This window comes from Brevundimonas sp. UBA4553 (assembly GCF_002387245.1).
Lineage (GTDB): Bacteria > Pseudomonadota > Alphaproteobacteria > Caulobacterales > Caulobacteraceae > Brevundimonas.
On the sequence record NZ_DGLD01000011.1, the window covers coordinates 51,621 to 63,363 of the forward strand.

9 protein-coding genes and 1 tRNA gene are annotated in these 11,743 nt (G+C 66.7%); 3 read left to right on the plus strand and 7 right to left on the minus strand.

What is annotated here, in order from left to right:
- The first annotated feature begins 108 nt into the window (after positions 1-108).
- Positions 109-1,236, plus strand: coding sequence for an aromatic ring-hydroxylating oxygenase subunit alpha (locus B4A39_RS07295; protein ID WP_292034846.1), 1,128 nt, complete (start codon positions 109-111; stop codon positions 1,234-1,236).
- Between the two features lie 117 nt (positions 1,237-1,353).
- Here B4A39_RS07295 and B4A39_RS07300 read toward each other — a convergent pair whose 3' ends face one another.
- Together B4A39_RS07300 and B4A39_RS07305 are read right to left on the minus strand one after the other, a co-directional pair.
- Positions 1,354-2,013, minus strand: a complete 660-nt coding sequence (locus B4A39_RS07300) for a TetR/AcrR family transcriptional regulator (RefSeq protein ID WP_292034847.1) — start codon at positions 2,011-2,013, stop codon at positions 1,354-1,356.
- A gap of 228 nt (positions 2,014-2,241) precedes the next feature.
- Positions 2,242-4,101 carry a cation:proton antiporter gene (locus B4A39_RS07305; RefSeq protein ID WP_312217482.1) on the minus strand — a complete coding sequence of 620 codons (1,860 nt, stop codon included), beginning with the start codon at positions 4,099-4,101 and terminating at the stop codon, positions 2,242-2,244.
- 152 nt (positions 4,102-4,253) lie between these two features.
- On the opposite strand from B4A39_RS07305, the gene B4A39_RS07310 reads away from it, so the two are divergent.
- On the plus strand, positions 4,254-6,392 hold the full coding sequence (locus B4A39_RS07310; protein ID WP_292034852.1) for a M13 family metallopeptidase: 2,139 nt from the start codon (positions 4,254-4,256) through the stop codon (positions 6,390-6,392).
- 370 nt (positions 6,393-6,762) lie between these two features.
- Here the strand turns inward: B4A39_RS07310 and hisS are convergent, their stop codons facing one another.
- From hisS to B4A39_RS07335, 5 genes are all read right to left on the minus strand, one after another.
- Entirely contained in the window at positions 6,763-8,271 is a 1,509-nt protein-coding gene (gene hisS, locus B4A39_RS07315; RefSeq protein WP_292034854.1) for a histidine--tRNA ligase, read from the minus strand.
- Positions 8,272-8,326: 55 nt separating this feature from the next.
- Entirely contained in the window at positions 8,327-9,550 is a 1,224-nt protein-coding gene (locus B4A39_RS07320) for a DUF418 domain-containing protein (RefSeq protein ID WP_292034856.1), read from the minus strand.
- A gap of 76 nt (positions 9,551-9,626) precedes the next feature.
- Positions 9,627-10,190, minus strand: a complete 564-nt coding sequence (locus B4A39_RS07325; protein ID WP_292034858.1) for a hypothetical protein — start codon at positions 10,188-10,190, stop codon at positions 9,627-9,629.
- On the minus strand, positions 10,190-11,068 hold the full coding sequence (locus B4A39_RS07330; protein WP_292034860.1) for a 3-hydroxybutyryl-CoA dehydrogenase: 879 nt from the start codon (positions 11,066-11,068) through the stop codon (positions 10,190-10,192). The genes B4A39_RS07325 and B4A39_RS07330 overlap by 1 nt, the downstream gene beginning before the upstream one ends.
- 145 nt (positions 11,069-11,213) lie before the next feature.
- Positions 11,214-11,543 (minus strand): YggT family protein, encoded by a 330-nt coding sequence (locus B4A39_RS07335; protein WP_292034869.1) that lies wholly within the window; start codon positions 11,541-11,543, stop codon positions 11,214-11,216.
- Between the two features lie 121 nt (positions 11,544-11,664).
- On the opposite strand from B4A39_RS07335, the gene B4A39_RS07340 reads away from it, so the two are divergent.
- Positions 11,665-11,740 (plus strand) — tRNA-Ala (locus B4A39_RS07340).
- The last annotated feature ends 3 nt before the right edge of the window (positions 11,741-11,743 follow it).

The window sequence follows — 11,743 nt, forward strand, 5'->3', positions numbered from 1 at the left end:
CGAGTGATGACTTCCGATATAGATACGATACTTTGTAATGTAAAGTTCTTTTTGTGATCCCTTATCGACGCCGACGACAGGGGCGGTGTCTCTTGATAGAGAGGCGGTATGAAGCCAGTCGTCGCCGAACCCGTTCCGTCCACCGCTTCCGCTGCGCCCGAAGCCAAGGCCCCCCCGACCGCCTTTGGCAAGGGCTTCGTGCGCGACGCCTGGTATTTCGTCGCCCTGGCGCGCGACGTGCCGGTGGCCAGCCTGAAACGCTATGAGGTGATGGACGAGCCGGTGCTGATCGGCCGGACGCGTGCGGGCGAGGTCTACGCCATGCGCGACATCTGCCCCCACCGCGCCGCGCCGCTGTCGGCCGGGCGTCTGGTCGAGAAGCCGGGCGAGGGGGAGACGATCGAGTGCCCCTATCACGGATGGCGCTTCCGCCCCGACGGCGTCTGCGCCGCCATTCCGTCCCTGGTCGAGGATCAGGCCTTTGAGGCCAATCGAATCCGGGTGCGATCCTATCCGGTGCGCGAGAGCCAGGGCCTGGTCTTTGTCTGGATGGCGTCGGACGCGCGCAACCCGTCCGAACCGGACCACGAGCCGCCGCTCTTCCCCGGCGCCGAGGGCGAGGCCAAGCTGGTCGAGGCCATGGATTTCGACAGTCATATCGACCACGCGGTCGTCGGCCTGATGGATCCGGCCCACGGCCCCTTTGTCCACCAGCAGTGGTGGTGGCGGTCGGAACATTCGATGCACGAGAAGGCCAAGACCTTTGCGCCGCGTGACTATGGCTGGGCCATGGTGCGTCACGCGCCGTCGTCGAACAGCCGCCTCTATAAAATCCTGGGCGGGGCTCCGGCGACCGAGATCACCTTCCGTCTGCCGGGCTATCGCTGGGAGCATATCCAGGTGGGCGCCAAGCAGGTGCTGGCCCTGACCTGCCTGACGCCGGTGACGGAAAACAAGACCCGCATCACCCAGATATTCTGGTCCGACCACTGGGTGTTCAACGTGGCCAAGCCCTTCCTGCGCATGGGCGTCGTCGCCTTTCTGAAGCAGGACGGCGGGATGGTGAACCTGCAGAACGAGGGGTTGAAATACGATCCGGCCCTGATCTGGATCGACGACGCCGACAAGCAGGCCAAGTGGTATCAGCAGCTGAAGCGTGAGTGGATCAAAAGCCGCGCCGAGGGCCGCGGTTTCATCAATCCCATCAAAGAAGTGGTTCTGCGCTGGAAGAGCTGAACGCGGGGCTGGCCACAGTCAGCCGGCTCCGTGTCCGGGGCTAAGAAAAAGGCCTCTCCCCGCGTTGGGGAGAGGCCTTTTTGTTCAGCAGTCCGGGGCCGCGTCAGCCCCTAGCGGCTATTGGCGCGCGAGCTGGCTGGACAGGATCAGGTCCAGTTGCTTGCGGATTTGCGGCGTCAGTTCCTCAATGCCCCAGTTGTCGTAGGCGGCGTAGCGGAAGTTGGCGATGAAGACGTCCCAGATCATGCGGCCCATGACCATCTGATCCAGATCCTGACGCAACTCGCCGTCGCGGATGCCGCCCTGCAGCACGGCGACGATGGCCTGGACGATCGGCTTGACGAACATGCGCGAGCGCTCGTCGGCGGCGGCTGGCTGGAACCACGAGCGGGCGATCATCGCCTGCATCAGCGGCAGGTGCTCCAGCGAGCGGTGGTAGCCGGCGGTCAGGCCCTCGGCCAGACGGTCGGCCACGCGACCCTCGTGACCGGCGGCGGTCTGGATGTCCTGCAGCAGGCCAGCCATTTCCTCGGCGAAGACGCACTCGAACAGTTCGGCCTTGTCCTGGAAGTTGGCGAAGACCGCGCCGGTCGACATTCCGGCGCCCTTGGCGATGTCGCGGATGGTGGCGGCGTCGTACCCGCGCTCGGCGAAGAGAGCGCGGGCGGCGTCCAGCACCTTCTGACGGGTGCGGATCTTGGCCGCCTGACGGCGATTCATCCGGGGTTGGCCCTCGGTCTCGACAGTCTCGGGGGCGGGCTGGGTGATGTCGCGCATTCGTAAATTACTCTGGCTCGGGAAGGGCATGACGCCCGCCGGTCTGGTGGAACGAAGGCCGTGTCAGGCCAGGTCTGCGCCGCCTCGGCGTGAACCTCGCACAAGACGACAACCGACGTCCCTGGGGGGAAGACGAACTTTCATCACCGAACATTGACCAAAATGGGTCACGAACCGATGCGAAATCTTGCTGAAGCTTGGCCGTAACGTCAATGAACATAAGGATTATTACGTAGATTTTGTTGGTGTCGGGCGCGGTCCGGATGCTGATCGGGCGGTGCGGAAGGCGCGGGTCGGGCGGGCGCCTCGGCCGTCGGGCGCGGCCGCCTGAAACACCTTGCGAAATCCGTCCCGGCGCTCGTGGATCGAGGCCAGAACCAGTCCCATGGGCACGCCCAGATCGACCAGGGTGTTCTCGGCTAGCTGCAGGCTGGCTTCGGTGGTCTCTGGCACGGCGTCGGTGACGCCCAGGGCATAGAGGCGAGCGGCGTGGCGATCGTCGCGGGCGCGGGCGATCAGGATCAGTTCGGGGCGCAGCGCGCGGGCCGCTCTCACCACCTCATCGACTTTAGTCGGACTATCCATGGTGACGATAAGCGCCCGCGCGGATCCCAGGCCGCAGGCGTTGAGCATTTCCGGTCTGGCGGCGTCGCCGTAGTAAACCTCGAAGCCCTCGGCGCGGCCCGCGCGGACCGATGCCGGATCAGCGTCCAGGGCGATGAACCTCTGCCCATGCTCGGCCAGCAACTCTCCCACCAGCCGGCCGACGCGGCCGAAGCCGACGATGAGCACGGCTTCTTCCGACAAGGCTGCGGCGTCGGGCGCCAAGGCTTTGATCTCGGCGTCCACGGTGGGTGTGACGCGGCGGGTCAGGAACCGGGCCAAAACCGCCAGCAGCGGCACGGCGAACATGCTGAGGGTGGCGGCTAGCATGGCCTTTCGTGTCAGTTCCGGCGTGGCCAGACCTTCGACCAGTCCTGTAGACAGAATGACGAAGGCGAACTCCCCTGCCGGCCCCAGTACAAGGGCGGTTTCGATCGCCGACCGTCCGGCCAGGCCCCAGGCGCGGGCCAGAAGATAGATGATCAGGGCCTTGAGCAGGATCAGGCCTCCGGCCAGACCCAGCACCGTCGCCGGGTCGGCCGCGACTGCGTCCAGATCCAGACCGATGCCGACGCCGATGAAGAAGACGCCCAGCAACAGGCCCTTGAACGGATCGATGGCGACCTCGACCTCGCGCCGGAACTCGGTCTCGGCCAGCAGGACGCCGGCGACGAGGGCGCCCAGGCTCATCGACAGACCGACCGCCTGGGCGCCGAGGCCGGCGACGACCACGACCAGCAGGGAGGCGGCGACGAAGAGCTCACGGCCCTCGCCCCGGTGCTGGGCGCGGGCGACCGAGCGGAACATGGGACGAAGCACCAGCCGCCCCAGCAGGACCATCAGAAAGAGACCGCCCGCTGCGGGGGCCAGGGTGAACAGGGCGCGGCCCAGTTCCGCAGGTTCGATCGCAGATCCGCTCTGGGCCAGGGTGGTCATGACGGTGACGGTGATCAGGATGGGCGCAACGGCGACATCCTGAGCCAGAAGGACCGCAAAGGTGGCGCGTCCGGTCTCGCTGTTGACGCGTCCCTGGGCGGCCAGCACCGGCATGACTACGGCGGTCGAGGACAGGGCCAGGCCCATGCCGAGCACGGCCGCCCCCGCCAAGGGCTGACCCAGGGCCATGAAGACGATGGCGATGGCCACGGCGCAGACCGCCACCTGGAGCATGCCCAGGCCGAACACCAGCCGGCGCATGGCCTTCAGCCGTTCCCACGACAGCTCCAGTCCGATCATGAACAGAAGGAAGGCGACGCCCAGTTCCGACAGCTGGCGGATCTGGGCCTGATCGCCGATGGTCAGCCAGGCGAGCCAGCCGTCCGGTTGGGCGAACCGCCCCAGGCCGTCGGGGCCCAGCAGCACGCCGGCGGCCAGAAACCCCAACACGGGGCTGATCTTGAGGCGATTGAACAGAGGCACCACGACCCCGGCCGCCGCCAGAAAGACCACAAGGTCGCGATACTCGCCGCCGTGCGCCTGATCCATGGATCCTCCGTAACGCTGCACCTTGAACCAGGTGATCACGATCTGGCGATACGGCTCGCGTCTTTCATGAACTTTTTTTAAGACGCGGCGGCGCTCACGGCGGGATTAGGGTCCGCGCCGAACCTGAGCACGGGTTAGTCGAGGGAATGCTTATGAAGAAAATGCTGATCGGGGCCGCAGTCGGCGCCCTGTTGTTGCCTGCAAGCGTCGCCATGGCGCAGGACGGTCATGACCACGCCTGCGTGGATGAAGCCTGCACGGTGGTGGAGCTGTTCCACGGCGCTTCGGCGCCTGAAGGCGGTGCGGCGCCGGCCGGCTGGGTCGGCACGGATGCGCCCAAGTACGGAACCTGGGGCTTTGACCTCTCGGGCCGCGACACCTCGGTGGCGCCGGGCGACAGCTTCTTCCGCTACGCCAACGGCGCGGCGTTCGACAAGCTGGAGATCCCTTCGGACCGCACCTCCTACGGCTCCTTCCCGCTGCTGCGCGAACTGTCCGACAACCGGATGAAGGCTCTGATCCAGGGTCTGGTCGCGCGCACGGACCTGGCCCCCGGTTCGGATGAGGCCAAGATCGCCGACGCCTATCGTTCCTACATCGACGAGGCGCGCATTGAACAGCTGGACGCCCAGCCGCTGCAGCCCTTCCTGGCCGCCATCCGCGCCGCCGACACGCACGAGAAGATCGCCGCCTACATGGGCCAGACCCAGGGCCGCGTCGGGTCGTCCTTCTTCGGCACCGGCATCACCATCGATCAGAAGAACCCGACCCGTTACGCCGTGACCACCGGCCAGTCGGGCATCGGCCTGCCGAACCGCGACTACTATCTGGACGCCCGCTTCGCCGACAAGAAGGAGAAGTATCAGGCCTATGTCGCCCGTATGCTGACCAATATCGGCTGGGCTGATCCGGCCGGTCACGCCGCCGCCATCGTGGCGCTGGAAACCAAGATCGCCGAGGCCCACTGGACCCCGATCGAAAACCGCAACCGCGACAAGACCTATAACGAGTACACCATCCAGACCCTGGCCGCCGAGGCACCTGGTTTCGACTGGACCGGCTATTTCAACGCCGCCGGCCTGGGGTCGATCGACCGCCTGATCGTGCGTCAGAACACGGCCATGCCCAAGATCGCCGCCATCTTCGCTGAAGCGCCGATCGACACCCTGCAGGCGTGGCAGGCCTTCCACACGACCGACGACGCCGCATCGACCCTGTCGAAGCGCTTCTCGGACGCCCAGTGGGAGTTCCGCTCGCGCGACCTCTCGGGCCAGCCCGAGCAGCGCTCGCGCGAGAAGCGCGCCATCAGCTTCGCTGAAGGCTCGCTGGGCGAGGCGGCTGGTCGTCTCTATGTCGCGGAATACTTCCCGGCCGAGTCCAAGGCCAAGATGGAAGAACTGGTCGCCAATCTGCGCATCGCCCTGTCGCACCGCATCGACAATCTGACGTGGATGGGGACCGAGACCAAGGCGGCGGCGCAGGAGAAGCTGCGCAAGTTCACCGTCAAGATCGGCTATCCGGACAAGTGGCGCGACTATTCCGCGCTGGACGTCCGCGCCGATGACCTGTTCGGCAACAGCCAGCGTCTGGGCCAGTTCCAGTGGAACTACCAGCTGAACCGCCTGAACAAACCGGTGGACAAGGCCGAGTGGGGCATGACGCCCCAGACGGTCAACGCCTACTACAACTCGGCCAATAATGAGATCGTCTTCCCGGCCGCCATCCTGCAGCCGCCCTTCTTTGATCCGAACGCGGATCCGGCCGTCAACTACGGCGGCATCGGCGGCGTGATCGGTCACGAGATCGGTCACGGCTTCGACGACCAGGGCTCGAAGTCCGACGGCGATGGTGTGTTGCGCAACTGGTGGACCGATCAGGACAAGGCCAATTTCGAGGGCCTGACCAAGCGACTGGGCGCCCAGTACGACAGCTATGAGCCTCTGCCGGGCTTCCACGTCCAGGGCGGCCTGACCATGGGCGAGAACATCGGCGACGCGGCCGGCACGGCGGTGGGCCTGGACGCCTATCACCTGTCGCTGAAGGGGCAGCCGGCGCCGGTGATCGACGGTACGACGGGCGATCAGCGCTTCTTCTACGGCTGGGCCCAGGTCTGGCAGTCGAAGTACCGCGAGGATGCGCTGAAGAACCAGATCGCCACCGATCCGCACAGCCCGGCCGAATTCCGCGTGATCGGCCCGGTGCGCAACGTGGACGCATGGTACGAAGCCTTCGACGTCCAGCCGGGCTCGAAATACTATCTCGCGCCGGAAGACCGCGTCCGCATCTGGTAAGCGCCGCATCTGAAATTGGAGAAGGGCCGGAGCGGATGCTCCGGCCCTTTTTCATGAGCGCGCCAATTTATCGAAGGCCATTCGAGTAGTTCGGCGCGCGGGTGGCTGTCTGTGGGCTGAATATCGCGATTTCAGGCATGAAAAAGCCCGCTGCGGGGGATACATCGCAGCGGGCTTTCACGCTCTCTAAGGAGCGGACGTTTCCTCCCCGAAACGCCTCCAAGATGTCGCTGCGGTTGACCGCTGCGCCTCTCGAGTGAGACCAATTGACGCGAACCCGGGGGGCAAGTCAATCGCATCCATGCCAAAAGAAGGGTCTTTCATGACTGAACGTCGATAATACACATTCAGTCGGCCAGTTACTCGAAGCCTATTCGATAATGGCGCGGACCGTTGCGACCAGCTCGCTGCGAGCCACCTTCTGCTGGCCGGGGCGTTCCGCTTTCCAGGCCTCGTTGTCGGCGATAGCGGCGGCGCGGGCGCGACCGGCGTCGAGATCCTTGATGGTGACTTCCCCGGCGGCCAGCTCGTCGCCGCCCAGGATGACCACGGCGGGGGAGCCGCGACGGTCGGCGTACTTCATCTGCGCCTTCATGCCGGCGCGCCCCAGATAGAGCTCAGCAGCGATCCCGGCTGCGCGCAGCTCCGACACGGCGTCGAGGTAGTGCTGCATGTCGTCTTCGGAGAAGACGATGACCACGACCGGGCCGCGCGTGGCGTCGTCGGCGCCGCGACCGGCGGCGCGCAGGGCCGAGGCCAGACGCGACACCCCGAACGAGAAGCCGGTGGCCGGAACCGACTGTCCGGTGAAGCGCGCCACCAGATCGTCATAACGACCGCCGCCGCCGATCGAGCCGAAGCGCACGGCGCGCCCCTTGTCGTCCTTGGTGTCCAGCAGCAGCTCGGCCTCGAAAACGGCGCCGGTATAGTATTCCAGCCCGCGCACGATGGTCGGGTCGAACTTCACCTCGGCCTCGCCGACCCGCATGGCGGTCAGGGCGCGGTCGATAGCGGACAGTTCGGACAGCGCCGCTTCGCCCGCCGCGCCCAGCGAGGCGCCGGCCTTGGCCACGGCGTCCAGCACGCCCGCACGGCTGAGGCCCGGCGTCTCGGCGGACACAAGGAAGGCTTCGACCGCGCCGATCACGGCCGAGGGCAGGCGGGCGCCCTTGGTGTAGTCGCCGGACTCGTCCAGGCGGCCCTCGCCCAGCAGGGCGCGCACGCCCTCCAGGCCCAGGCGGTCATACTTGTCGACGGCGCGCAGGGCGGTCAGGCGCTGGACCGCGTCGGTCACGCCGCCGGCGTCGAACAGGCCGTCGAACAGCTTGCGGTTGGAGACGCGGATGACCGACTGGCCGTCGCCGAGACCGGCGGCGCGCAGGCCCTCGCAGCCCATGGCGATGATCTCGGCGTCCGCCTCTGGTCGGTCGGATCCGACGGTGTCGGCGTCGCATTGCCAGAACTCGCGGAAGCGGCCGGGGCCGGGCTTCTCGTTGCGCCAGACCGGGCCGTAGGCGTAGCGACGGAAGGGTTTTGGCAGGGTCTCCCAATTCTGGGCGGCGAAGCGGGCCAGGGGCGCGGTGTGGTCATAGCGCAGGGCCATCCACTCGCCCGGCTCGTCCGAACCGGCGTCGTCCTGCATGGCGAAGACGCCCTCGTTGGGGCGGTCAGCGTCGGGCAGGAACTTGCCCAGGGCGTCGGCGTACTCAAACGCCGGGGTCTCCAGCGGCTCGAAGCCCCAACGCTCATAGACCTCGGACACGCGCGCGACGATGCGACGCTCGGCGGTCAGGTCGCGGCCACGACGGTCGGCGAACCCCCTGGGCGCTCTAGCTTCGGGGGCGCGGGCTTCGGGGCGGATAGGGGCTTCGTCGGTCATGCCGCGCGATTAAGCCATCGGCGGACCGGCTGCAACTTGCCGTCCGGCTTAGGGGTCAGGTCTGACGGCGCAACGGCAGGTCGTGGCCATAGCTGAGGCGGCGCCACAGCCATTCCAGCGGCCCAATGCGGAAGCGGCTCAGCCACAACGGCGACCAGATCAACTGTAGCGCCCAGACGGCGACGACGATGGCCCACTGGCCCGGATAGTCGACCTGTCCCATCAGTCGCGGCCCCCAAGGCATGTAGAAGAGGCTCGACATGATCAGGGTCTGGGTCAGGTAGTTGGTGAAGGCCATCTGGCCGACCGGCGCAAAGACACGGCGCACCCAGCCGACCCCGCGCGAGGTCAGCAGGATCAGCCCGCTGGCGTAGGCCAGGGTGACAAAGATCGGAAAGGAGGCGATCGCATCGGCCCAGCCCTTGGTGGCCTGGACGCCCGGACCAGCCATGATCTCCAACCACTCAAGCACGCCCAGCAGCGCCAGGAGGGCGGCGCCGGTCGCGATCAGGATCAGGTAGATCCGGGTGGGCAGACGGCCGTGGAAGAAGCCCGCCTTGAACAGGCCCAGGCCCAGCATCATCAGCGAGACAGTGGCGAAGACATAGCCGAACAGGCTCATGGCCTGAAGCAGTCCCCAGGCCTTCAGGTTCTCGATCAGACCGGCCGGCCAACCGCTGCGATAGGCGGCGATGCTGGCGGCGACGGCGTTCTCCGCGACCCCCATGGAGCTGTCGTTCATGGCTTCGGGTGTCCAGGCCGTCATAAGCATCAATGCGGCCTGCCCCGTGGCCAGGACCAGCGTGGCGCCGAGGCCGAACTGGATCAGCGGTCGGGCCGGCATCGACCGCATCAGCATCATGAACAGGCCGGACCAGGCGTAGAGCAACAGGATGTCGCCGTACCAGAAGGCTGCGCCGTGGATCACGCCGAACAGGGCCAGCCACATCAGGCGGCGGCGCAGCACCCGCCCGCGCGCCTCGTCTCCGCGTTGACCGCCGACGAGGAAGATCGACACGCCGAATAGCATGGAAAACAGGGTGACGAATTTCTGATGGAAGAAGACCTCGCCCACCCAGTGAGCGACGGCGTTGGCGCCGATCAGGGGGAAGGGCGATTGCTCCGGTGCGAACTCGACGGCCATCGGCAGGGCGAAGGCGGCGGCGTTGACCGCCAAGATGCCCAGCACGGCCACGCCGCGCAGGACATCCAGGGTCTGGATACGGGCGCCGGCGGCCACTGGCAGCGGCCCATTCGATGGAACGGTCTGATCAGTCATGGCGTCGGTCCTTCCCCAGCGAGCCGACCGGTCATGCGGGCTGCGCGCGGCGGGGACACCTTAAATCGCGGTAAGGTCAGGCAGGACCGTTCGGCATCAGGCCCATGCGGTTCTTGACCACGGGCGCGGGCGTGAAGGCGATGAAGGCCACGCACAGACCGGCCCACAGAGCGTAGCTGACCCCCACCAGCACCGCCAGCGGCAGGCCGGCGACGCCGAAGATCAGCAGGGTTGTTTCCAGCGCCCCAAGACCCTGGACCAGGCTTTGCGAGGCGATGACGGACAGCAGGGACATGACCACGGCGATCAGGGTCTGGACGGCGGCCGCCAGCAGGCCGCCGAAGACCATGAAGCGACAGACCACGCCCAGACGGGTGGAGGGGCGTCCGACCCGGGCATGGGTCTGGCGCAGCAGCCAAAGGCCCACGGGGGCGGCGATCAGGCCCAACACCAGCAGCACCAGCCGCCAGTCGGTATCGACGCCCGAGGCCCAGTTCTCGGGCGGCCATTTGATCAGGGTGATGATCAGCGGGGGCCAGGCGGCGGCGGCCAGGGCCGCTAGCACGAACCGCTGCGTCGATGGGCGGGGCGCGACACGCCTGAGGCCCGGCAGGTCCTCGATCCGGTCCAGACGCAGCATCAGCGGGTCGGGACCGGCGCGGCGCCGGAATAGTCATAGAAGCCGCGGCCGCTCTTCTTGCCCAGCCAGCCGGCCTCGACATACTTCACCAGCAGCGGGCAGGGGCGGTACTTGCTGTCGGCCAGGCCGTCGTAGAGCACGTTCATGATGGCCAGAACCACGTCCAGCCCCATGAAGTCGGCCAATTCAAGCGGCCCCATCGGGTGGTTGGCGCCCAGCTTGAGCGCCTTGTCGATCGAGGCGACGTTGCCGACGCCTTCGTACAGGACATAGATCGCCTCGTTCATCATCGGCACCAGGATGCGATTGACGATGAAGGCGGGGAAGTCCTCGGACTCGGTGGTGATCTTGCCCAGGCTCTCGGCGAAGGCGACGGCGGCCTCATAGGTGGCGGCCGAGGTGGCGATGCCGCGCACGATCTCGACCAACTTCATCGTCGGCGCCGGCTTCATGAAGTGCAGGCCGATGAAGCGGTCGGGCCGGTCGCTGACCGAGGCCAGACGGGTGATCGAAATCGACGAGGTGTTGGAGGCCAGCAGGGTGTCCGGCCCCAAATGCGGCAACAGGTCGACAAAGACGGACTTCTTGACCGCTTCATCCTCGGACGCGGCCTCGATGATCAGGTCGGCCTGGGCCGCCTCCGCCAGGGTGGCGACAGGCTGTATGCGGGCGAGAGCGGCGTCCGCCTCGGCCGGGGTGGTCAGGCCGCGCGCGGCGCGACGCGCCAGACTGGCTGCAATTTCCCCCTGAGCCAGCGGGATCCGCTCGGCCGAGAGGTCAAACAGCCGCACGTCATAGCCGCCGGCCGCCACCGCCTGAGCGATGCCCGAACCCATTTGCCCGGCGCCGATAATGGCGACTGTCCTGATCGTGGTCATGAATACGCGCAATCTGCGGCCCCGAAGGGACCAATCGCGGGCACCTTAGGAGCCCGCCCGCCGCGCGCAAGGGGCGGAATGAGGCGCGATTAAGATTCCTGACGGCCGTGTCCGCGCCTCAACGCTTGCCGCCTCGCCGGACGCCTCAGTAGGCGCCGACGAGGCCCAGGGCCGCGACGTGCAGCGGCGGCAGCAGATAGGCCTGCACGCCCTGGATGATCAGCAGAGCCACGATCGGCGTCAGGTCCATGCCGCCCAGTGGCGGGATGATCCGGCGCAGCGGCGCCAGCACGGGGCTGGTGAACCGGTCCAGGAACTCGGCCACCTGAGCGACGAAGCGGTTGCGGTAGTTGATGACGTCGAAGGCGAACAGCCAGCTCAGGATCGCATTGGCGATGATGGCGAACAGCAGCAGCTGCAGCAGCGCCCCAATCAGAAAGAAGATGAAGCCGATGACGCCGACGCCGATGCCCATGCGGAAATTCCCTTGAAACTGGTACGCTTCTAGCGGCGCCGTCGCCGAACGCCAAGGATTCCTCCGCGACCCGTTGACACCCCCCCGACGCCCCGCTTATCTCCGCCCCTGCCTGTCGGTCGGGGCCGTAGCTCAGTTGGTAGAGCGCGTCGTTCGCAATGACGAGGTCAGGGGTTCGACTCCCCTCGGCTCCACCAAAT

Bases quoted from the DNA above. Each gene is read 5' to 3' on its own strand.
- B4A39_RS07295 (WP_292034846.1), top strand. From the start codon at position 109: ATGAAGCCAGTCGTCGCCGAACCCGTTCCGTCCACCGCTTCCGCTGCG.
- B4A39_RS07300 (WP_292034847.1), bottom strand. From the start codon at position 2,013: ATGCGCGACATCACCCAGCCCGCCCCCGAGACTGTCGAGACCGAGGGC.
- B4A39_RS07305 (WP_312217482.1), bottom strand. From the start codon at position 4,101: ATGGATCAGGCGCACGGCGGCGAGTATCGCGACCTTGTGGTCTTTCTG.
- B4A39_RS07310 (WP_292034852.1), top strand. From the start codon at position 4,254: ATGAAGAAAATGCTGATCGGGGCCGCAGTCGGCGCCCTGTTGTTGCCT.
- hisS (WP_292034854.1), bottom strand. From the start codon at position 8,271: ATGACCGACGAAGCCCCTATCCGCCCCGAAGCCCGCGCCCCCGAAGCT.
- B4A39_RS07320 (WP_292034856.1), bottom strand. From the start codon at position 9,550: ATGACTGATCAGACCGTTCCATCGAATGGGCCGCTGCCAGTGGCCGCC.
- B4A39_RS07325 (WP_292034858.1), bottom strand. From the start codon at position 10,190: ATGCTGCGTCTGGACCGGATCGAGGACCTGCCGGGCCTCAGGCGTGTC.
- B4A39_RS07330 (WP_292034860.1), bottom strand. From the start codon at position 11,068: ATGACCACGATCAGGACAGTCGCCATTATCGGCGCCGGGCAAATGGGT.
- B4A39_RS07335 (WP_292034869.1), bottom strand. From the start codon at position 11,543: ATGGGCATCGGCGTCGGCGTCATCGGCTTCATCTTCTTTCTGATTGGG.